At 68.4% G+C, this 20,112-nt stretch carries 28 protein-coding genes; 10 read left to right on the top strand and 18 right to left on the bottom strand.

What is annotated here, in order from left to right:
• The first annotated feature begins 97 nt into the window (after nucleotides 1-97).
• A complete protein-coding gene (locus tag VF522_RS09860) occupies nucleotides 98-532 on the top strand; it encodes a BON domain-containing protein (RefSeq protein WP_330908079.1) in 435 nt (144 codons plus the stop codon).
• On the opposite strand, the gene VF522_RS09855 is transcribed toward VF522_RS09860, so the two are convergent.
• The 7 genes from VF522_RS09855 to VF522_RS09825 form a co-directional block, all read right to left on the bottom strand.
• Entirely contained in the window at nucleotides 519-1,652 is a 1,134-nt protein-coding gene (locus tag VF522_RS09855) for a putative zinc-binding peptidase (RefSeq protein ID WP_330908078.1), read from the bottom strand. The two genes, VF522_RS09860 and VF522_RS09855, sit on opposite strands and share 14 nt — an antisense overlap.
• 97 nt (nucleotides 1,653-1,749) lie before the next feature.
• Nucleotides 1,750-2,067: a BON domain-containing protein gene (locus VF522_RS09850; protein WP_330908077.1), complete on the bottom strand. Its 318-nt coding sequence runs from the start codon at nucleotides 2,065-2,067 to the stop codon at nucleotides 1,750-1,752.
• Nucleotides 2,068-2,167: 100 nt separating this feature from the next.
• Nucleotides 2,168-2,629 carry a hypothetical protein gene (locus VF522_RS09845; RefSeq protein ID WP_330908076.1) on the bottom strand — a complete coding sequence of 154 codons (462 nt, stop codon included), beginning with the start codon at nucleotides 2,627-2,629 and terminating at the stop codon, nucleotides 2,168-2,170.
• On the bottom strand, nucleotides 2,626-3,000 hold the full coding sequence (locus VF522_RS09840) for a hypothetical protein (RefSeq protein WP_330908075.1): 375 nt from the start codon (nucleotides 2,998-3,000) through the stop codon (nucleotides 2,626-2,628). Before VF522_RS09840 ends, VF522_RS09845 begins: the two co-directional genes overlap by 4 nt.
• An 8-nt stretch (nucleotides 3,001-3,008) precedes the next feature.
• Nucleotides 3,009-3,281 carry a hypothetical protein gene (locus VF522_RS09835; protein ID WP_330908074.1) on the bottom strand — a complete coding sequence of 91 codons (273 nt, stop codon included), beginning with the start codon at nucleotides 3,279-3,281 and terminating at the stop codon, nucleotides 3,009-3,011.
• A 34-nt stretch (nucleotides 3,282-3,315) separates the two neighbouring features.
• Complete coding sequence (locus VF522_RS09830; protein ID WP_330908073.1) at nucleotides 3,316-3,480, bottom strand: DUF1328 domain-containing protein; 165 nt, start codon at nucleotides 3,478-3,480, stop codon at nucleotides 3,316-3,318.
• A 170-nt stretch (nucleotides 3,481-3,650) separates the two neighbouring features.
• Nucleotides 3,651-5,036, bottom strand: coding sequence for a CHASE3 domain-containing protein (locus VF522_RS09825; RefSeq protein WP_330908072.1), 1,386 nt, complete (start codon nucleotides 5,034-5,036; stop codon nucleotides 3,651-3,653).
• Nucleotides 5,037-5,146: 110 nt separating this feature from the next.
• Here VF522_RS09825 and VF522_RS09820 point away from each other — a divergent pair, with 110 nt between their 5' ends.
• Nucleotides 5,147-5,779 (top strand): response regulator, encoded by a 633-nt coding sequence (locus VF522_RS09820; RefSeq protein ID WP_169418000.1) that lies wholly within the window; start codon nucleotides 5,147-5,149, stop codon nucleotides 5,777-5,779.
• 22 nt (nucleotides 5,780-5,801) lie between these two features.
• On the opposite strand, the gene VF522_RS09815 is transcribed toward VF522_RS09820, so the two are convergent.
• Nucleotides 5,802-6,185, bottom strand: a complete 384-nt coding sequence (locus VF522_RS09815) for a response regulator (RefSeq protein WP_330908071.1) — start codon at nucleotides 6,183-6,185, stop codon at nucleotides 5,802-5,804.
• Between the two features lie 217 nt (nucleotides 6,186-6,402).
• Between VF522_RS09815 and VF522_RS09810 the strand changes: the two genes are divergently transcribed.
• Nucleotides 6,403-6,561, top strand: coding sequence for a hypothetical protein (locus VF522_RS09810; protein ID WP_330908070.1), 159 nt, complete (start codon nucleotides 6,403-6,405; stop codon nucleotides 6,559-6,561).
• 3 nt (nucleotides 6,562-6,564) lie between these two features.
• On the opposite strand, the gene VF522_RS09805 is transcribed toward VF522_RS09810, so the two are convergent.
• The 3 genes from VF522_RS09805 to gpmA all read right to left on the bottom strand — a co-directional run bounded on the left by VF522_RS09805 (nucleotide 6,565) and on the right by gpmA (nucleotide 9,751).
• Nucleotides 6,565-7,320 (bottom strand): HesA/MoeB/ThiF family protein, encoded by a 756-nt coding sequence (locus VF522_RS09805; RefSeq protein WP_330908069.1) that lies wholly within the window; start codon nucleotides 7,318-7,320, stop codon nucleotides 6,565-6,567.
• Nucleotides 7,321-7,388: 68 nt separating this feature from the next.
• Nucleotides 7,389-8,831 carry a S41 family peptidase gene (locus tag VF522_RS09800; protein WP_330908068.1) on the bottom strand — a complete coding sequence of 481 codons (1,443 nt, stop codon included), beginning with the start codon at nucleotides 8,829-8,831 and terminating at the stop codon, nucleotides 7,389-7,391.
• Nucleotides 8,832-9,001: 170 nt separating this feature from the next.
• The gene (gene gpmA / locus VF522_RS09795) at nucleotides 9,002-9,751 is read right to left on the bottom strand and encodes a 2,3-diphosphoglycerate-dependent phosphoglycerate mutase (protein ID WP_330908067.1); all 750 of its coding nucleotides are present in this window, start codon (nucleotides 9,749-9,751) and stop codon (nucleotides 9,002-9,004) included.
• A gap of 99 nt (nucleotides 9,752-9,850) precedes the next feature.
• Here gpmA and VF522_RS09790 point away from each other — a divergent pair, with 99 nt between their 5' ends.
• The 5 genes from VF522_RS09790 (at nucleotide 9,851) to VF522_RS09770 (ending at nucleotide 12,864) form a co-directional block, all read left to right on the top strand.
• Entirely contained in the window at nucleotides 9,851-10,258 is a 408-nt protein-coding gene (locus tag VF522_RS09790) for a rhodanese-like domain-containing protein (RefSeq protein WP_330908066.1), read from the top strand.
• A 20-nt stretch (nucleotides 10,259-10,278) separates the two neighbouring features.
• On the top strand, nucleotides 10,279-10,542 hold the full coding sequence (grxC, locus tag VF522_RS09785; RefSeq protein WP_330908065.1) for a glutaredoxin 3: 264 nt from the start codon (nucleotides 10,279-10,281) through the stop codon (nucleotides 10,540-10,542).
• Between the two features lie 121 nt (nucleotides 10,543-10,663).
• Nucleotides 10,664-11,125 (top strand): protein-export chaperone SecB, encoded by a 462-nt coding sequence (gene secB, locus VF522_RS09780; protein ID WP_330908064.1) that lies wholly within the window; start codon nucleotides 10,664-10,666, stop codon nucleotides 11,123-11,125.
• A gap of 22 nt (nucleotides 11,126-11,147) precedes the next feature.
• Nucleotides 11,148-12,143, top strand: coding sequence for an NAD(P)H-dependent glycerol-3-phosphate dehydrogenase (locus tag VF522_RS09775; protein ID WP_330908063.1), 996 nt, complete (start codon nucleotides 11,148-11,150; stop codon nucleotides 12,141-12,143).
• Between the two features lie 88 nt (nucleotides 12,144-12,231).
• Nucleotides 12,232-12,864: a hypothetical protein gene (locus VF522_RS09770; RefSeq protein ID WP_330908062.1), complete on the top strand. Its 633-nt coding sequence runs from the start codon at nucleotides 12,232-12,234 to the stop codon at nucleotides 12,862-12,864.
• 104 nt (nucleotides 12,865-12,968) lie between these two features.
• On the opposite strand, the gene VF522_RS09765 is transcribed toward VF522_RS09770, so the two are convergent.
• Nucleotides 12,969-13,289, bottom strand: a complete 321-nt coding sequence (locus tag VF522_RS09765) for a thioredoxin family protein (protein WP_330908061.1) — start codon at nucleotides 13,287-13,289, stop codon at nucleotides 12,969-12,971.
• A gap of 65 nt (nucleotides 13,290-13,354) precedes the next feature.
• A complete protein-coding gene (locus VF522_RS09760) occupies nucleotides 13,355-13,753 on the bottom strand; it encodes a PaaI family thioesterase (protein WP_330908060.1) in 399 nt (132 codons plus the stop codon).
• 70 nt (nucleotides 13,754-13,823) lie between these two features.
• Between VF522_RS09760 and nadC the strand changes: the two genes are divergently transcribed.
• Nucleotides 13,824-14,687 (top strand): carboxylating nicotinate-nucleotide diphosphorylase, encoded by an 864-nt coding sequence (gene nadC / locus VF522_RS09755; protein WP_330908059.1) that lies wholly within the window; start codon nucleotides 13,824-13,826, stop codon nucleotides 14,685-14,687.
• Complete coding sequence (nadA, locus tag VF522_RS09750; protein WP_330908058.1) at nucleotides 14,687-15,808, top strand: quinolinate synthase NadA; 1,122 nt, start codon at nucleotides 14,687-14,689, stop codon at nucleotides 15,806-15,808. Before nadC ends, nadA begins: the two co-directional genes overlap by 1 nt.
• Nucleotides 15,809-15,850: 42 nt before the next feature.
• Here the strand turns inward: nadA and VF522_RS09745 are convergent, their stop codons facing one another.
• From VF522_RS09745 to VF522_RS09725, 5 genes are all read right to left on the bottom strand, one after another.
• Nucleotides 15,851-16,540, bottom strand: a complete 690-nt coding sequence (locus VF522_RS09745; protein WP_330908057.1) for a hypothetical protein — start codon at nucleotides 16,538-16,540, stop codon at nucleotides 15,851-15,853.
• Between the two features lie 102 nt (nucleotides 16,541-16,642).
• On the bottom strand, nucleotides 16,643-17,338 hold the full coding sequence (locus VF522_RS09740) for a hypothetical protein (protein ID WP_330908056.1): 696 nt from the start codon (nucleotides 17,336-17,338) through the stop codon (nucleotides 16,643-16,645).
• 8 nt (nucleotides 17,339-17,346) lie between these two features.
• Nucleotides 17,347-18,918, bottom strand: a complete 1,572-nt coding sequence (gene nadB, locus VF522_RS09735) for an L-aspartate oxidase (protein ID WP_330908055.1) — start codon at nucleotides 18,916-18,918, stop codon at nucleotides 17,347-17,349.
• 60 nt (nucleotides 18,919-18,978) lie between these two features.
• Nucleotides 18,979-19,839, bottom strand: a complete 861-nt coding sequence (locus VF522_RS09730) for a ScpA family protein (RefSeq protein WP_330908054.1) — start codon at nucleotides 19,837-19,839, stop codon at nucleotides 18,979-18,981.
• A gap of 10 nt (nucleotides 19,840-19,849) precedes the next feature.
• A complete protein-coding gene (locus tag VF522_RS09725; protein WP_330908053.1) occupies nucleotides 19,850-20,080 on the bottom strand; it encodes a DUF3460 family protein in 231 nt (76 codons plus the stop codon).
• Nucleotides 20,081-20,112 lie beyond the last annotated feature (32 nt).

Raw genomic sequence — 20,112 nt, 5'->3', positions numbered from 1 at the left:
CCCTTCCTACAGGCGCATGCTCCGCGCCCCGACCGCCGCGCTGGGCGGGCGGTCCTAGAGTCGTCGCCAGCGAAGAAGAACGCGTTGGGAGACGACCATGAACTCGAACGTGCGCAAGCTGGCGCTCGCCGCGCCTGCCCTGGCCGTGCTCCTGTCGCTGGCCGCCTGCGGCGACCGGGACAGGAACAAACCGCTGCCGGACCAGGCCAGCGTGGAGATCAACCGCCCGGGCATGGAAGGCGCGAGGGACACCGAGGCGGCGATCGGCGTGGACCGCAAGGACAAGACCGTGCGGCTCGGCGTCGGCGACACCAGCGTCTGGGATCCCGATGTGCTCATCTCGGAGCAGGTGAAGGCGGCGCTCGCATCGAATCCCGCCTTCGGCGCGTTGAAGGTCGATGTGCACAGCCGCAACGGCGACGTGACGCTGCGTGGCAGCGCGCCCGATCCCGCGGCCCGGGACCGCGCCACCGAGATCGCGAAATCCGTGAAGGAGGTGCGCTCGGTGGACAACCAGCTTACGCTGGGGTGACCGGGGCCGCCGGCGTTTCCTGGCCGTCGACGGCCGGCGCCTTCGAGCGCGTCCGGCAGATCACGTCGTGCACGAAGCGCAGCTTCTCCAGCGCGCCGGGGGAGAGCGCGAAGGGATAGGCGTCCTCCTGCCCGAGGCTGCGGTTCAGGCTGTTCACCAGCAGCGTGAGCGGCACCCATTGCTCCACCAGCGTGTCGAAATCGGGATGGCCCGTCTCGAGCGGGTTCACCACGTCCTCCATTTCGGTCTCCTGTCCCGGCACGGTCAGCTTCATGTTGTACGAAGCGGCCGTCTCCAGCAGGTCGACCATGTGCAGGTAGTGCGCCCAGGTCTCCGCCCAGTCTTCCCAGGGGTGGGCCGTGGCGTACTCGCTCACGAAGTGCTCCTGCCAGTCGGGCAGGGTGCCGCCGCGCGCATAGTGGTCCTGCAGCGCCCGCGCATAGTCCTGGCGCTCGTCGCCGAACACCGAGCGGAACCCCTCGGCGCGGCCGCTCTGGGCGACCAGGCGGTCCCAGTAGTAATGCCCGGATTCGTGCCGGAAGTGGCCCAGCAGCGTGCGATAGGGCTCGTGCATCTCGACGCGCCGGCGCACGCGCTCGGCATCGTCGGCTTCCGCCACGTTGAGCGTGATCAGGCCGGCGGCATGGCCCGTCATCACCGGCTGCCCCGGCAGGTCGGCGAGGAACTCGAAGATCGGGCCGTCGGCCTGGCCGTCCGGCGGCGTGGTGGCCGCCAGGCCCAGCTTGCCCAGCGTGTAGAACAGGCGCCGCTTGGCGACTTCCATGCGGTACCAGCGCAGGGGGTTCTCCGGCTGCGACAGGTCCGGCAGCACGCGCGTGAGGCGGCAGGAGACGCACAGCGGATTGGGATCGTTCGCCGGCACCGCGAAGTTGCAGGCGTTCTGCGTCGTGTGGTTGTGGCACAGGCGATAGCGCGCCGCCGACTCCTTCCTGCCGCGCAGGCGCGGCCGCCAGCGCTCCTGGCCATCCTCGTCCACCTTCTCGATGGCGGCCATGTTCAGCCGGTCGGGGAGGAATGCCAGCGCGCTGCCGCACTGCAGGCACTCCACGTTCTCGAAGAAGATGGGATGGCCGCAGTGCTGGCAGTGAAAGGTCTTCATGGGTTCTCCCTCCCTGTCCTTGAAACGAAAAGGCAGGCGAGCCCCGGGGGCCGCCTGCCTTTCCCGGGCGGCTCTCGCCGCCCGCATGCATCCGCGATTACGGGCGCACGACCAGGTTGTTGCGCACTTCGCGCACGCCCCTGGTGGAAGCGGCGATCTGGCCGGCGGCGTCCTTCTCGGCCTGCGACTTGGCAAAGCCGGACAGGGCGACGGCGCCGTTCAGCGTGTCGACGTTGATCGACAGGCCGCCGGTGCGCTTGTCCTCGATCAGCTTGGCCTTCACCGCCGTGGTGATGGTGCGGTCGTCCACGTACGTGCCGACATCGGTCTGGCCGCGCATGACGGCGCAGCCGGTCGTCACGAGGGTCATGCCGGTGAGGATCGCGAAGGCGATGGCGCGGGTCTGTTTGTTCATCTGGAACTCCCTTCCTTATGGGTTCATTTGCTGGTGCGTCACTTGCCATGGAACGGGCCGGGAAGCCGCACCGTACCTCCCGGTCCGCTTTTTCATTCCTTCATTCCTTCCATTCGGGCCGGCTCGCGTCCTTGCGGTAGTCGGCCGCGGACATCGCCGCCATGAACAGGTGGGACAGCTGCGAGGACTTCAGCAGCGCCACCAGCAGCGTCGTCACCGAGATCAGGCGCCAGGGCCGCGCGAGCGTCAGCGCGGCGCCCAGACCCGCCGCGATGCCGAGCATCTGCACGGGCTTGCGCCGCGCGTAGCTGCGCATCATCGGCGTGGCGAGGTCCACCGCCATGTGCGCCGGGTGGTAGCGCCACCAGGTGCGCACCGCGTGCGCCACGTGCCCGAACCAGCCCGCGCCCGGGTCGGGCAGGGGGCCCTCGTCCGGATAACCGTCCATTTCGGCGAAGCCCTGCGCGGATTCCTCGCGCGGATCGTGCCGGCGCTGGCGCCGCGCGACGTGCTCGAGGATCGCCTGCCGGCTCTTCGCCAGCTTGTCGGATGCATCGCTCATGAACGGGCACCGATCGCGCGCAGCGCCGCCGCATCCGCGTCCAGTTGCGCCTTCAGCTCGGTGAAGGCCTTCTCGGGCAGGCGCTTGCGCGCTTGCAGGAAGCCCGCGACCGCGATCGCGAGGGCGATGCCCGGCACGAAGACGAAGCTCCAGTAGAACCGGTCCTGGATCGAGGCGAGCATGACCGCCACGCCGGCGAGGATCAGGAACACGAGCAGCGCGAACAGCGTGACGCCCCAGGCGATGGCGCGCTTGGCGACCTCCTTGCCGACGGACGAAGCTTCGTCGCGCATCAGGGCCGCGTAGCCCGAGGCGTGTTCCATCACCAGCTCCGGCTTGGTGATCAGCACCGAGAAGATCGGATGCACCATGGCGCGCGTCAGAAGTAGCGTTCGTTCTGTTCGCGGCGGTGGCGCAGGGCGATGACGAGGCCGGCGACGGCGGCGCCGATGGCGGCCGCGACCAGCGCGGACTTCAGCGGATGGTCGGCGACGTAGCTCTTGCCGGCGACCGCGTAGTCGCCCACGTAGCGCTGGGCGACGGACGCGCGGTCCGACATGCCGGACCGCAGGTCCCTCATCGTGCTGCTGGCGCGCTCCAGCGCGTCCTGGGCCATTCTGCGGGTGCTATCGATCGGGTGGATGTCGTTCATGTCGGGGTCCTCTCTTGTTGGGGTGCGGGGCTGCCTAGGACTTGCGCTTCAGGCCGAGGGCGAAGGCGACCGCCGACAGGCCGGCGAAGACGAAGAACAGAAGCTTCGCCAGGCCGGCGGCGTCGGCTGCGATGCCGCCGAAGCCCAGCACCGCCGCGATCAGCGCGATCACCAGGAACACGACGGCGTAATGCAGCACGAAAGCGCTCTCCTCTTCGACCAATTGCGCACAGGCACGCTGGCAATGCATGCCTGCGGCTAGCTTAGGCATACGCGCCGACGCAAGGATCAGGGGCCGTCGTGACCGGTTGTAGTCGGGCCGGAGGGTTGTTTTGTAGGACGGCGACTACCCTGCCGCCGGTCGGCTGCTCAGGCCGCCACGGCGGCGTCGGCCGGGGCGGTGGCGGGCGCCTTGGGCAGCGATGCGAGGATGCGCGTGCCGCCGCCCGGCCGGGAGTGGATCGCCAGCTTGCCGCCGGCGGCTTCCACGCGGTGCCGCATGCCGGCCAGGCCGTGCGTCGAGGGCCGCGCGGCGCCGACGTCGAACCCCCTGCCGTTGTCGCGGATCTCGATCTCGACGTGGTTGTTGAAGTCGCGCAGTTCGATGTCGACCTGCTTCGCGTCCGCGTACTTGCCGACGTTGGTGAGCGATTCCTGCACCGTCCTGTAGATCGTCAGCTGCGCGCCCTCGTCGAGCTCCACCTGTTCCAGGTTGCTCTCGACCTCGATGCCGGAGCGTTCGGAGAATTCGCGCGCGAGGATCTCCAGCGACGCATTCAGCCCCAGGTTGGCCAGCGAGGACGGCCGGAGGTCCTCGATGATGCGGCGCTTCAGGGCGATGCCGCTGTTGAGCGTCTCGGTGAGGTGCTGCAGGCGCTGCGCGATTTCGGTGGTGGACTGCGGGCCGAGCTTCGATTTGAGCCGCGCGACGTCCAGCTTGGCGGCGGTGAGCAGGGCGCCGAGCTCGTCGTGCAGTTCGCGCGCGAGGTGCCCGCGCTCCTCTTCGCGCACCTGCTGCAGGTGGGTGGCCAGCTGGGCGAGCGACGCGGTCCGCTCGCGCACCTGCTTTTCCAGCAGGTCGCGTTCCTGCTGCAGCGCGGACTGCTGTTCCTCGCCGGCGAGTTTCAGCAGCGTGGTCTGCCGCAGGTACAGATAGAAGGCCAACAAGGCGATGCAGGCGACGCCCGCGATCCCCAGGCGCGCGAAGCGCAGCGAGCGCTGCACCTTGCGCTGCGCGGCGGCGACGCCCTCGCTCGCGCTCTGCGTCAGCTTGGCGGCCTGCTCGCGGATGGCATCCATGTGTTCCTTGCCCACGTCCGTCATCAGCACGAACTTCCAGGCTTCCTCGTTGCCCTGCTTGCGCATGCGCACCGAGAGGTCCATCTCGGCGAGCTTGCGCTGCACGTTGCGCGTCAGCTGCGTGACGGTCGCGGTCTCGGTCGCCTGCGGCAGGTAGCTGTTGCGCAGGTTGTCGAGGTTCTGGCTGATCTGGGCGAGCGCGGCGTTGTAGGGTTCGAGGTAGCGCGGGTCGCCGGTGAGCAGGTAGCCGCGCGAGCCGGTTTCCGCATCCAGCACGTGCTGCAACAAGCGATTCACGGCGTTGCGGGTTCGCGTGTATTCCTCGATACGCTCGAGGGCGCGGCTGGATTCCCGGTAGCCGGTTTCGTTGATACCGATGAGCAGGAGAGCCGCGAGGAGAGCGAGGACCAGGATGATCGACCCGCGCGAGCTGCCGAAAGAAGCCGGGAGTTTCACCCTAAAGACTCACTGATGTGAATAAAATCCGCGCACGTCATGACTCAAGGGTAGGCCATTTCGATCCGGAAGTGGGGCACAATGAAACAGCTTGGCGTAGAAGGTGAAGCATGATCAAAGTGGGCATTGTGGACGACCATGCCATCGTGCGGTCGGGCCTCAAACAGTTCTTCTCGGAACAGGTCGACCTGCGCGTGGTGGGAGAAGCTGCGAGCGGGCGCGAGGCCATCGACCTCGTGCGTACGACAGAGATGGACGTATTGGTGATGGACCTGTCGATGCCGGGCCAAAGCGGCATCGATGCGCTCGGCATGATCCGCGCGAAAGCGCCGGATGTCGGCATCCTGATCCTCTCCGGCTATCCGGAAGAGCATTACGCGATGAACCTGATCCGTCAGGGCGCGAGCGGCTACCTGAACAAGGAATGCGAGCCGATGGAGATCGTCAACGCGATCCGCACCATCGCGCTCGGCCGCCGCTACATCTCGCCGGCGGTCGCCGAACTGCTCGCGCAGCAGCTCAATCGCAAGGAAGGCGGCGCGCCGCACGAGCAGTTGTCGGAGCGCGAGTTCCAGGTGTTCCTCAAGCTCGCCAAGGGCGAGACCGCCGGCGACATCGCGAAGGCACTGTCGCTGTCGGTGAAGACCGTGAGCACGTACCGTACGCGCCTGATGGAGAAGATGAACCTCTCCTCCAACAGCGACCTCACGTACTACGCGCTCAAGAACAAGCTGATCGACTGACCCGCCCCTGAAGCCGCGTGCTTCAGGCCGCGGGACGGCCGGCCAGGGCGAGGCAGTAGTCCACCAGCGCATCGATCTCGTTCGACTTGTCGAACACCGCGTCGGCCCCGAGCTGGGCGCAGCGCTTGCGCATGTCGGACGTCGCATAGTTGCTCAGGACCACCAGGCGCTGCTCGCGCCCGCGTGCCTGGCATGCCTCGATCACGCCGAGGCCGCTCCCCTGCTTCAGGAACAGGTCCACGATCAGCAGGTCCCACGCGCCGCGATGCGCGGCGAGCCAGGCCTTCGCATCGTTCTCGGTTTCCGCCCAGCCGAGCGGACGCACCGACGCCAGTTCCTCCAGCGTTCCGATCAGGTTTTCGCGGATGGTCGCGTTGTCTTCGACGAAGTAGGTTCTGAGTTCCACTGGCGCTGTGGCTGGCTGTGGGCGCGGCCGCGGCCGCCGGCCCCTCGCAGACCGCGAGCGATTGTGCCAGCGGGTCCTCGGGCCATTTGTAGGATCTGTCCGACAGCGCCGGATGTAGGCGGATGGACGACGCCATGCGCGGCAGCAGGCCGACTGACGGCGGGTTTACGTTCTGGAACAGTGTGCGACAGGCGATGCAGTTTCCCGCCACACCATCATGAAGCTCGTATTCCAGTCCACCGTCGTCTTTCTTGCCACCCTGCTGGCCGCCGCGCTCGTCGCGTTCGGCGAACCGGGCCATGCCGAATTGCAGATGGCGGTGCAGACGCCGCCTGCCGCCGACACGGTCGTGGCCCTGCTCGGCCTGTCGGAGTGACCGTCAGGCGCGGCGCGTGCCGCACACGCGGCAGGCGGGGTCGCGCTTCAGCCGCATCTCGGTCCATTCCATGTTGCGGCCGTCGAGCATCTGCAGGCGGCCCGCCAGCGACGTTCCCACTCCCGTGAGCAGGCGCAAGGCCTCCGAGGCCTGCATCGCGCCGATGATGCCGACGAGTGGCGCGAACACGCCCATCGTCGCGCAGCGCGTCTCCTCGAGCTCCTGGTCCTGCGGGAACACGCAGGCGTAGCAGGGGCTGTCGGCGCGGCGCGGATCGAACACGCTCACCTGGCCGTCGAAGCGGATGGCGGCCCCGGACACGAGCGGCTTGCCGTGCGCGAAGCAGGCGGAGTTGATCGCATGGCGCGCCGCGAAGTTGTCGGTGCAGTCGATCACGACGTCGGCGCGCGGCACGAGCTCGTCGAGGTCCTGCGCGTCGGCCTTCATCACGAGGGGGCGCACCAGCACGTCGGGATTGATCGCCGCGATCGCTTCGCGCGCCGATTCGGCCTTGGGGCGACCCACGCGCTGGAGGTTGTGGGCGATCTGGCGCTGCAGGTTGGTGAGGTCCACGGCGTCGTGGTCGACCAGGGTGATGTGGCCGACGCCGGCCGTGCCGAGATACAGCACCACCGGCGAGCCGAGGCCGCCGGCGCCGATCACGAGGGCATGCGATTCCAGCAGCTTCTGCTGTCCTTCCACGCCCACTTCATCGAGCAGGATGTGGCGCGAGTAGCGCAGGAGCTGGTCGTCCGTCATGGGCGGGATTGTGGCACCCAAGGAAAAAGCGGCCCGGAGGCCGCTTTTTCACGATCGCCGAAGGAGGATCAATTCTCCTTCTTCTCTTCCTTGTTCTCCACGACCTGGGTCTTGGAGACCACCACCGGCCGGCCCTTCAGCTGGTTCAGCGCCTGCACCAGCTGGAAGTCCTTGTCGCTGCCGAATTCCGGCGCGGACTTGCGCTCGTTCGGGCCCTTCTTGGCTTCCTCTTCGGCCTTCTTGCGGGCGTCCTCGCGCGCCTTCTCGCGCACGGGGTCCTTCTTCTCGGCGCCCTGGCCGCTCATGAGGTGCTTGTCGAGGTCCGCTTCACGCGTGCGCAGCACGGAGAAGATGTTGCCTTCCTCGGTCTCGTCGACCAGCACGTCCGGCACGATGCCCTTGGCCTGGATCGACTTGCCCGTGGGCGTGTAGTAGCGCGCCGTGGTCAGCTTCAGGCCGGTATCGGGGCCCAGCGGACGCACCGTCTGCACGGAACCCTTGCCGAAGGTCTGGCTGCCCAGGACGATCGCGCGGCGGTGGTCCTGCAGGGCGCCGGCCACGATCTCGGAAGCCGAGGCGGAGCCTTCGTTCACCAGCACCACCAGCGGCACGCTCTTCAGCTGCGCGGGCAGGCTGCGCAGCGGGTCGCCTCCGGCGCGGCGCTGGTAGTACTCCGGCGCGGCCTTGTAGATGAACTTGCTCTCGGGCAGCTGGCCGTTGGTGGACACCACGGTCACGTTGTCCTGCAGGAAGGCGGCGGAGATCGCCACGGCCGCATCGAGCAGGCCGCCCGGGTCGTTGCGCAGGTCCAGCACCAGGCCACGGAGGTTCGGGTCCTGCTTGTACAACTCCTGCGCCTTGCGCACGAAGTCGTCGACGGTGCGCTCCTGGAACTGCGACAGGCGGATCCAGCCGTAGCCCGGCTCGATGACCTTGCCCTTGACGGACTGGGTCTTGATCTCCTCGCGGGTGATCGTCACCGGGAAGGTGCGGTTCTCGTCCTTGCGGTAGATCGTGAGCATCACCTTGGTGTTCGGCTCGCCGCGCATGCGCTTGACGGCCTCGGACAGGGACAGGCCCTTCACCGCGGTGTCGTCGATCTTGGTGATCAGGTCGCCGGTCTTCAGGCCGGCGCGGTAGGCGGGCGAGCCCTCGATCGGGGACACGACCTTCACCAGGCCGTCTTCCTGCGAGATCTCGATGCCGACGCCGACGAAGCGGCCCGACGTGCCTTCGCGGAATTCCTTGAAGGACTTCTTGTCGAAATACTGCGAATGCGGATCGAGGCTGGCCACCATGCCGGAGATCGCGTCGGTGATCAGCTTCTTCTCGTCGACGGGCTCGACGTAGTCGGTCTTGACCATGCTGAAAACCGCGGCGAGCTGCTGCAGTTCTTCCAGGGGCAGCGGGGCCAGCGAGCCACGCGCGACGGTCTGCAGGGAAACCGTGGTGAGCGCTCCGGCAACGGCGCCAACGGTGATCCAACCGGTGATCTTGAGTTTGTGGCTCATGGGGGTCGTCAAGTCCTCTCGACTTTCAATATACACCTGAGAAAGTTGTCAGACGCCGCCCGGTGGAGAGGGTTCCCGGCACCGCCCGTCCGCCATGTGAAAAAAACGCGGATTGGGGCAGGAACCGTCCTACAGGTCGGATCCGGGTCCCGGCTTTCGCCGGGCTGGCGCTACCGCGCCACCTTCCCTTGCGCCGCTACGGCCGCGGCAGCTTTCGCCGCTGCTTCGGCGTCGCCCAGATAGTAGTGGCGGACCGGCTTCAGGTTTGCGTCCAATTCGTAAACCAGAGGAATTCCATTGGGGATGTTCAGCGCCACGATGTCCTCGTCGGAGATGCCATCGAGGTACTTGACCAGCGCGCGGATGGAGTTGCCGTGGGCGGACACCACGACGCGCTTGCCGGCGCGGATCGCCGGGGCCATCGACTCGTTCCAGAACGGCAGCACCCGCGCGACGGTGTCCTTGAGGCACTCGGTGCGCGGCATCTCGTCGCCCTTGAGCTTGTCGTAGCGGCGGTCTCCGCGCTCCCAGCGCGGATCGTTCTCTTCCAGCGCCGGCGGGGGCGTGTCGTAGCTGCGCCGCCAGACCAGCACCTGCTCGTCGCCGTACTGCCGCGCCATGTCGGCCTTGTTGAGGCCCTGCAATGCACCATAGTGGCGCTCGTTGAGGCGCCAGGAGTGCGCGACCGGCAACCAGGTGCGGTCCATCTCGTCGAGCACGTGCCACAGCGTGCGCGTGGCCCGCTTCAGCACGCTGGTGTAGCAGAGGTCGAAGTCCCAGCCCTCGGCCTTCAGCAGCTTGCCGGCCTGGATCGCCTGCGCGAGGCCCGTGGGGGTGAGGTCCACGTCGGTCCAGCCGGTGAATCGGTTCTCGAGGTTCCAGGTCGATTCGCCGTGGCGGATCAGGACGAGCTTGTGCATGGTGTGCCGGGAAAGTGGAGGGAGAAACCCGGCATTCTAGAATTGCGGGTTGCCCGGCACCGGCCGGGCCAGAGAGTGAAAAGGTTTGGAATGAATCTGATGCCGTTTGTGGTGCAGAACTGGGCGCTGTTCCTGGTCGCGATCGTGGCGGGGGGCCTGCTGTTGTGGCCCGGCCTCGCCAAGGGCGCCCGCTCCGGGGTGAGCCCCGAGGCGGCGGTGCAATTGATGAACCGCGAGAAGGCGGTGGTGGTGGATGTCGGCGAGGCCGAGGAATTCGCCTCCGGCCACATCGCCGGCGCCCGCAACGTGCCCGTGAACCAGCTCGAGCAGCGCCTGCCCGAAGTGGTGAAGAACAAGGGCGTGCCGGTGATCCTGGTGTGTCCTAGCGGAGCCCGGGCCCAGCGCGCACTGGGCGTGGCCAAAACCCTCGGGTACGAAAAGGCTGTCGTCCTCGGTGGCGGACTGCGGGCATGGAAAGAAGCTAACCTGCCGGTCGAGAAAGCCTGAGCAGCCAGCAACATAGACCCATGCAGCAAGTCAAGATGTACACCACGGCCGTTTGCCCCTTCTGCATTCGCGCCAAGCAGATCCTGAAGTCCAAGGGCGTCGACAAGATCGAGGAGATCCGCATCGACATGCAGCCCGAGGAGCGCTCGAAGATGATGGAGATCACCGGCCGCCGCACCGTGCCGCAGATCTTCATCGGCGACACCCACGTCGGCGGTTGCGACGACCTGATCGCCCTCGACGGCCGCGGTGGCCTGGTGCCGCTGCTCAACGACGCCGCCTGATTCTCCTTCGGCGCGGAGCCCGGGCCGCCCCGGCGCGGCCTGACATAATCGCCGCCGATACGCACTGCGCCCGCCGGAGCGTTCCGGCGGGCTTTTTCATTCGCACCGAGAGGTTTCCCCCATGGCCGACAACAACGAACCCGTCTTCCAGATCCAGCGCGTCTACATGAAGGAGGCTTCGCTCGAGCAGCCGAACTCGCCCGCGATCCTGCTGGAGCAGGAGCAGCCCAGCGTGGACATCCAGCTCGGCGTCGAGGCGCAGCAGGCCTCCGAAGGCCTGTTCGAGGTCTCCGTGTCCGCCACGGTCACCACCAAGATCAAGGACAAGACGGTGTTCCTGGCCGAAGTGAAGCAGGCCGGCATCTTCGAGATCCGCAACATCCCGGCCGACCAGATGCAGGCCGTGATGGGCATCGCCTGCCCGCAGATCGTCTACCCCTACCTGCGCGGCAACGTGGCCGACCTGATCACGCGCGCCGGCTTCCCGCCGGTGCACCTCGCCGAGATCAACTTCCAGGCGATGTACGAGCAGCAGCAGGCCCAGCAGCAGGGCGAGCCCTCGCGCATCGTCACCACGGCGTAACACGCCGCGGGCGCCGCCACCCATGGACATCCTGGTGCTCGGGGCCGGTGCCTGGGGCACCGCGCTGGCCATCAGCGCGGGGGCGCGGCATCGCGTCACGCTGTGGGCGCGCGATCCGGCGCAGGCGCGCGCCATCGCCGCCGCCGGCGCGAACGCCAAGTACCTCCCCGGTTTTTCGCTGCCGTCCTCGGTGACGGTGAGCGCCGACGCGCTGCTGCCCCTGGCCGCGCGGCACGAGCTGGTGATCGTCGCCACGCCCATGGCGGCGCTGCGCGAGATGCTCACCACCTTGCGCGATGGCACGCAGCCGGTCGCCTGGCTGTGCAAGGGCTTCGAGAAGCCGGTGACGCAGCCCTATGGGCTGCTGGGACACGAGGTGCACGCCGAGGTCGCCCCGCGCCTGGCGGCAGGTGCGCTCAGCGGGCCCAGCTTCGCGCAGGAGGTGGCGAGCGCGCAGCCCACCGCGCTGGTCGCCGCCAGCGAATCGGCCGCGGTGCGCGATGCGCTGGTGGCGGCTTTCCACAGCCCGTCGATGCGCGTCTACGCCAACGAGGACCTGCCCGGCGTGGAGGTGGGCGGCGCGGTGAAGAACGTGCTGGCCATCGCCACCGGCCTGTGCGACGGCCTGGCGCTGGGGCTCAACGCCCGCGCGGCGCTGGTGACGCGCGGCCTGGCGGAGATGACGCGCCTGGGCCTCGCCCTCGGCGCGCACCCCGAGACCTTCATGGGCCTGTCGGGGCTCGGCGACCTCGTCCTCACGGCCACGGGCGACCTGAGTCGTAACCGGCGTGTCGGCCTGTTGCTGGCCGAAGGCCGCACGCTCCAGCAGGCGGTGGCGTCGCTGGGGCACGTCGCGGAAGGCGTCTACAGCGCACGCACGGTGGTCGAACGCGCCCGGCGCCTCAATGTACGCATGCCGATCGCGGACGCCGTGGTGGACCTGCTCGACGGACGACTGACGCCCGCGCAGGCGGTGTCCACGCTCATGGGCCGCGACCCGGCTGCGGAATCGGCCTAGAAGTTCCCGCGGCTTCTTAGGGACCTTCCCGCCCACGGTGCGCGGCCGGCGGCGTGAGACTTTGCCCCCCATACCCATGGAGGGTTCCATGCGCCGCACTTCCTTCGTCCTCGCCTTCTCCCTCGCAACTGCCGCCTTTGCCCAGGGGAGCGCCATGAGCTTCTTCGTCACCAGCAGCAATCCGGGAAAGGGCGCCGATTTCGGCGGTCTGGCGGGCGCCGATCGCCATTGCCAGACACTGGCGGCCGCGGCGGGCGCGGGCGGCAAGACCTGGCGCGCCTACCTGAGCACCACCGGCGCCGGCGCCGTGAATGCGCGCGACCGCATCGGCCGCGGTCCCTGGGTCAACGCCAAGGGCGCGACGATCGCGCGCAACGTCGACGAGCTGCACGGCACCAACCAGCTGGGCAAGGAGACGTCGTTGACCGAAAAGGGCGAGCCGATCATGGGCCGCGGCGACGCGGTGAACATGCACGACGTGCTCACCGGATCGACGCCGGAGGGCCGCGCCACGGCGACCGGCGACCAGGACACCACCTGCGGCAACTGGACGAAGAGCGGCGACGGCTCGGCGATCGTGGGGCACCACGACCGCATGGGGCTGACCGAGGATCCGCCGGCGAAGTCCTGGAACTCCTCGCACGGCACGCGCGGGTGCGGGATGGAGGCTCTGAAGGGGACCGGAGGAGCCGGCCTGCTGTATTGCTTCGCGGCGAACTGATGCGCTGATTCCTTTGTAGGGTGGGGAAGCTCGCTTGCCCACCGTGTTGCGCACGACCAATGGTGGGCAAGCAAGCTTGCCCATCCTACGGGACGCCGGAACGCTCAGGCCGCGATCTTCGCCAGCGCGTCCCGCACTTCGTCCATGTTCGCCGGGCGCGTGACGCGCGCCACTTCCTGGCCGTCCCTCATGAAGACGAGCGTCGGCCACAGCTTCACGCGGAAGCTTCGCCCGAGCGGCCGGCCGGGGCCGTCTTCCACCTTCATGTGCCGCACGCCGGGGTACGAGGTGAAGGCGCCGGCGATCAGCGGCTGGGCCGCGCGGCACCAGCCGCACCAGGCCGTGCCGAACTCGATCACGGTCGGGCCGGCCAGCGCGTCCACCTCCGCGCGCGGGGGCTCGGTCGTGGGATAGGTCGTTTCCATGCCGCCATTGTCGGGCGGCCGCGAAAAGCCCGCGTCGGAGGGGCTTGCGTCCGCCTGTGGGACGGCTAGTCGAGGACCAGCTGCGTCTGGGTGACGACCGAGCAGAGCTTGCCCCCGGCGTTGCGGATGCTCGTCTGCCACACCATCGTCGTGCGGCCGCGGTGCAGCGCGACGCTCTCGCCGGTCACGGTCGTGTTCACCGCCGCGCCGCCGATGAACTTGGTGCTCGAGTCCGTGGTCGTGGTGCGCTTGCCGGCCGGCAGGTTCAGCACGGTGCCGACGGCCCCCAGCGTGTCGGCGAACGCCATGTGCGCGCCGCCGTGCAGGATGCCGCCCGCGGTGCACAGCTCGGGCCGTACGAGCATCGTCGCGACCACGCGCGTGGGCGTGGCTTCGGTGAGCTGCACGCCCATGAGGCCGGGGAACAGGGGCTGCAGCAGCTTCTGGAGGGCGTCGAGGTCCATGGCGAGCCACTGTAGCGGCCGGCTTCCACGGCGCCAACAGGGGGGCGTGCTTGCCGGTATGCTCGGCGCCATGACTCGTGTGTTCGACTTTTCCCCCGCCGCGATTGCCGAACTGGCGCGGGCGGACGCCGCGCGCGCCCTGGCCGAAGACGTCGGCGACGGCGACCTGACCGCCGGCCTGGTGGACCCGGCGCGGCGCGCGCAGGCCCGCGTGCTGGCGCGCGAGGCCGCCGTGATCTGCGGCGCGCCCTGGGCCGAGGCGGCCCTGCGCCAGGTGGAGCCCGGCGCGAAAGTGGAGTGGCTGGTGCGCGAAGGCCAGCGCTGCGCGGCCGACCAGGTGGTGCTGCAGGTCGAAGGCTCCGCGCGCGGCCTGCTCACCGCCGAACGCACCGCGCTCAACTTCCTGCAGCTGCTGAGCGCCGTGGCCACCAAGACCGCCACCTACGTGGATGCGGTGCGCGGCACCCGCGCGCAGATCGTCGACACGCGCAAGACCCTGCCCGGCCTGCGCCTGGCGCAGAAGTACGCGGTGACGACCGGCGGCGGCACCAACCACCGCATCGGCCTCTACGACGCCGTGCTGATCAAGGAGAACCACATCGCGGCCGCGGGCGGCGTCACGCCGGTGCTGCGCGCGGCGCAGCGGGTCGCGGCGAACGCGAGCTTCATCGAGATCGAGGTCGAGACGCTGGCGCAGCTGGACGAAGCGCTCACCGCCGGCGCGAAGATGGTCCTGCTGGACAACATGGACCTGCCCACGCTGCGCGAGGCCGTGCGCATCAACGCCGGCCGCGCCATCCTCGAGATCTCGGGCGGCGTCACGCTGGAAGGCCTGCGCGCGCTGGCGGAAACCGGCGTCGACCGCATCTCCATCGGGACGCTGACCAAGGACGTGAAGGCCACCGACTTTTCCATGCGGCTGAAAGAACTGTGATGAGCGCTGTCGTCATCCCCATCAAGGACGTCGAGTACGAACACCCGTTGCCGGGCAACACCTGCGACACCAAGCACGCCTGGGCGCGCATACCGGTGGAGCCTTCTCCTTCCGAGCGCGCGGCGCTGAAGGACAAGATCAAGCGGCTGCTCAAGGAGCGCAACGCGGTGATGGTGTCGCACTACTACGTGCACCCGGACCTGCAGGACCTGGCCGAGGAAACCGGCGGCATCGTCAGCGACTCGCTGGAGATGGCGCGCTTCGGCCGCGACCATCCCGCGCAGACGCTGGTCGTCTCGGGCGTGAAGTTCATGGGCGAGACGGCCAAGATCCTGTCGCCCGAGAAGCGCGTGCTGATGCCGGATCTCGACGCGACCTGTTCGCTGGACCTCGGCTGCCCCGAGGACGAATTCGACGCCTTCTGCAAGCAGCATCCGGACCGCACGGTGGTGGTCTACGCTAACACCAGCGCCGCGGTGAAGGCGCGCTCCGACTGGCTGGTCACCTCCAGCTGCGCACTCGACATCGTGGGCGCGCTGAAGGCCAAGGGCCACAAGATCCTGTGGGCGCCCGACAAGCACCTGGGCAGCTACATCCAGCGCGAGACCGGCGCCGACATGGTGTTCTGGAACGGCTCCTGCATCGTGCACGACGAGTTCAAGGCCTTCGAGCTGCACGACCTGAAGAAGCAGTACCCGAACGCCAAGGTGCTGGTGCATCCCGAGTCGCCGGCCGACGTGGTGGCGCTGGCCGACGCGGTGGGGTCGACCTCGGCGATCCTGAAGGCGGCGCGCGAGCTGGACGCGAAGGAGTTCATCGTCGCGACCGACAACGGGATGATGCACAAGCTGCGCACGCTGAACCCCGGCAAGGTGTTCATCGAGGCGCCGACCGCGGGCAACAGCGCCACCTGCAAGAGCTGCGCGCACTGCCCGTGGATGGCCATGAACGGGCTGGCGGGCCTCGCGCACGTGCTCGAGACCGGCGCCAACGAGGTGCTGGTCGATCCGGCGCTGGGCGAGCGCGCCCGCCTGCCGATCGACCGCATGCTGGCGTTCACCGCGGCACTGAAGTCCGGCCAGCCGGCGGGCGCGCTGGTGCCGAACATCGGGGCGGCCTGAGCCGGCTGCAAGGCGCCGCGCGAGCGGCGCGCCAGCCTCAGGTCAGTGCTTCTCCCACCAGTCCTGCGCCTTCGCGCGGTCGAACGCGGGCAGCATGGCCTTGCTGATGGGCGCATCCTTCAGCGCTGGAAAGCGCTGACGGAAGAGGACCTCGTCGGCCGGCTGCGTGTCGGTGATGTCGACATCGAAGGTGCCGCCTGACGCGCCGATCACGGCCTGGTCGATCAGGGGAATCGGCGCGCCCGCGCGGAACTCGTTCCCTTGGCGCTCGCGCACCGTGGCCCGCACGTGTCCCACGTAGTAGACGCCTTTCTCCTTCACTTCAATCGGCACGTGCAGCGGTGTGAAGAAAGAGCCGACGATGGGGAAGCCTCCACCCATGCTGGTCAATCCGCGGATCTCGTACCTGCCAGGCTCCAGCTCCATTCGCAGGAGGTAAGTGTTGCCCTGTTCGGCCGCGACCGTCTCCACCTTGGCCTTGTCGTCCATGGTGAAGTTGATGCGGTCCTTCGCGTCCTTCGCGTCCGGACGCTCGACGTGCACCACGATCAGCCGGGGCTGGAAGCTGAGGCGGTACTGGTTCTTGATGGTCGTCGCCATCAGCAGCACCGGCTTGCTCGCCGCGTCGAGACGCTGCGCATCGTCGTGAAAGGCCATGCGGGTCGGGGTGGCGCACCCGGCGAGCAGCAAAACTGCGGCCGCGCCGGCGGCGGCAAGGAAACTCCTGATCATCTGTCCTCCTCCTTGGTCAGCGGCATTCTTGCAGTTGGCCGCGCGCCGGTACAGGGCGCGCCGCAGGCGCTGTAGCGGCGAACCGACGTTGCCGCCGCCATCTCAGGACAGGCGCCCGAGCAACTCCTTCACGGACTCGGGCAGCTGCAGCACCTCAGGTTCGGTGATCACGCCGATCCCGAGCGCATCGAGGCCATTCAGCATCGTGCAGGTGAAGGAGGCGTGCGCCTGCTTGAGGCATTCGACGATGCCGCGACCCGCCGCATCGGGCGCGTAGCGGCCCGGATGGAAGGCGTAGACGATGTCTTCCGCGTTGTGCGGGTACACGGTGCGCTTCAGCAAGTCATCGGGGTACTTGCGGCCCGTCATCGTGCGGATCATGTAGGCCATGCGCGGCGAGAACTCCGTCAGGGGCCGGTTCGTGCCGACGGTGTGGGCGCCGTGCAGGCCCACCATGGTCTGGGCGGGCGGCTTGCCGTCGCTGAAGGAGCGCCGCGCGCCGCTGAGGAAGATCAATCCGCAGGCCGATTCGCACTTGCCGGACACCGCCGTGGGCAGCCCTTCGTCGCGGATCCAGTTGCCGATGCGGTAACCGGTCCAGAGGTCGCCGCCGGGGCTGTCGTGCAGCAGCACGAGCTTCACGCGGAAAGCTGCGATGTGGTTGCGCAGGCGCACGAGGTCGTCGCCGGCGACCGGCCCGGACAGCACCAGCGTGTCGCCGACCTGGCGGAAGTCCATCGCGTGCGCGGCCGGTGCCACCCCGAGGACGGCAAGGACGGCGGCGCGCAAGCGCTTCACGGTGCCCCTCAGGCGGGTTGCAGCGTCGTCGGTTCGGCGACCGGCGCCGTCTGCGGATAGTCGCGGCTGAAATGCAGGCCGCGGCTTTCGTGGCGCGCTTGCGCCGACTTCACGATCAGCTCCGCCACGGTCACCAGGTTGCGCAGCTCCAGCAGGTCGCTCGTGACGTGGAAGGCGCCGTAGAACTCCTGGATCTCCTGCTGCAGCAGCGTGATGCGGTGGGCCGCGCGGTCCAGGCGCTTGTTGGTGCGCACGATGCCGACGTAGTCCCACATGAAGCGGCGCAGCTCGTCCCAGTTGTGGGAGATCACCACCGCCTCGTCGGCGTCGGTCACGCGGCTGTCGTCCCACTGCGGCACCGCCGGCGGCGAGGGCAGCGGCGTGGCCAGGATGTCGTTCGACGCGGAGCGCGCGAACACCATGCATTCCACCAGCGAATTGCTGGCGAGCCGGTTGGCGCCATGCAGGCCGGTGTACGCCGTCTCGCCGATGGCGTGCAGGCCAGCCACGTCGGTGCGGCCGGAGAGGTCGGTGTGGATGCCGCCGCAGGTGTAGTGCGCGGCGGGCACCACCGGGATCGGCTCGCGCGTGATGTCGATGCCCAGGTCCAGGCAGCGCGCGTAGATGTTCGGGAAGTGCTCCTTCACGAACTCGGGCGGCTGGTGCGAGATGTCCAGCAGCACGCAGTCGAGGCCGTGCTTCTTCATCTCGAAGTCGATCGCGCGCGCCACCACGTCGCGCGGCGCGAGTTCCTGGCGCGGGTCGTGGTTGGGCATGAAGCGCGTGCCGTCGGGCAGCAGCAGCTTGCCGCCTTCGCCGCGCACCGCTTCGGAGATCAGGAAGTTCTTGACGTGCGGGTGGTACAGGCAGGTCGGGTGGAACTGGATGAACTCCATGTTCGTCACCCGGCAGCCGGCGCGCCAGGCCGCGGCGATGCCGTCGCCGGTCGCGGTGTCGGGGTTGGTGGTGTACAGGTACACCTTGCCCGCTCCGCCGGTGGCGAGGATGGTGTGCGGCGCGCGGAAGGTCACCACTTCGTCGGTGGCCTCGTCCAGCGCGTACAGGCCCAGGCAGCGGTTCGGCTGCATCCCCAGCTTGGACGCCATGATCAGGTCGACCAGCATGTGCTGCTCGAAGATCGTGATGTTGGGCGTGTGGCGCACGCGCTGGATCAGCGTCTGCTGCACGGCCGCGCCGGTGGCGTCCGTCACGTGCACGATGCGGCGCGCGCTGTGGCCGCCTTCGCGCGTGAGGTGCAGGTGGCCGTCTTCCTCGGAGAAGGGCACGCCGAGGCTGCGCAGCCACTCGACGCTTTCCGGCGCGTGTTCGACGACGAAGCGCGTCGCGGCCGGGTCCGACAGGCCGGCGCCGGCGACGAGCGTGTCGTCGACGTGCGAGTCGAAGCTGTCGGTCTTGTCCATCACCGCGGCGATGCCGCCCTGCGCCCAGCCGCTGGAGCCGTCGCTCATGGCGCGTTTGGTGAGGATGGCGACGCGGTGCGTGGTCGCGAGGTGCAGGGCGGCAGACAGGCCGGCGAGGCCGCTGCCGACGATCAGGACGTCGAAGTCACGAGAGTTCAAGGGCGTGTCCGGGGACGAGGGGATTGTTCCAGTGCCGCAGGCCGCTTCGGGGGGAGTCCATTACGCGGGTTGATAGGCGAGTCGGACGTAGATGGGTGCGTAGGCTTCGGCCTGCGTCACCTCGATCAGCGTTTCCTTGGCGAGTTCGAGGGTCGCGATGAAGGTGACGATCAGCACCGGCACGCCCCTGCTCACGTCGAACAGGTTCTCGAATTCCACGAACTTGCGGCCCTGCAGCTTCTTGAGGACCATGCTCATGTGCTCGCGCACCGAGAGCTCCTCGCGGGTGATCTTGTGGTGCTGCACCAGCTTGGCGCGGCGCAGGATGTCGCGCCAGGCTTCCTGCAGGTCGGCGATGTCGACGTCGGGAAAGCGCGGCTGCAGCGACTGCTCGATGTGGACCTGCGCGCGCAGCACGTCGCGGCCCAGCTGCGGCATCTCGTTGAGGCGGAAGGCGGCGGCCTTCATCTGCTCGTATTCGAGCAGGCGGCGCACCAGCTCGGCCCGCGGGTCTTCCGCTTCCTCGCCCCCGGCCGTCTTCTTGGGCGGCAGCAGCATGCGCGACTTGATCTCGATCAGCATCGCCGCCATCAGCAGGTATTCGGCGGCGAGCTCCAGGTTGCGCTCGCGGATCTCGTCGACGTAGGTGAGGTACTGGCGGGTGACCGCCGCCATCGGGATGTCGAGGATGTTGAAGTTCTGCTTGCGGATCAGGTACAGCAGCAGGTCCAGCGGGCCCTCGAAGGCCTCCAGGAAGATCTCCAGCGCGTCCGGCGGGATGTAGAGGTCCTGCGGCATGGCGAACAGCGGCTCGCCGTACAGGCGGGCGAGCGCGACCTGGTCGACGACCTCCGGCAGGCCGGTCTCTTCCGCCGCCGGGGGTTCCGGCAGCTCGGGCAGGAGGGTCTCGCTGCTGTCCATGGCGGCCGCTTCAGCGGCGCTGGCGCGGATCGTCGCCGTAGACGTACGGCTTTTGCGGCACGCGGGCCTGCTTCCAGTTTTCCAGCTGCTCGCGATCCAGGTTCTTGTCCCACCAGATCGACCGGCCGGCGCGCTGCTGCGCCTCGAGGTCCGGCTTGTCGGACTTCATCTGCTCGATGAACTGGGTGACGTCGGACTGGTAGTCGGGGCGACGGAAGATGCGTTGGAGGAAGCGGGCCATGGGGTGATTTTACGGTCTCGCTCCCTCCCCCT

The organism is Ramlibacter sp. (assembly GCF_036383835.1).
Classification (GTDB): Bacteria; Pseudomonadota; Gammaproteobacteria; order Burkholderiales; family Burkholderiaceae_C; genus Ramlibacter.
The sequence above is the reverse complement of the archived record's forward strand: the minus strand, read 5'-3'. Positions and strand labels throughout refer to the sequence as shown.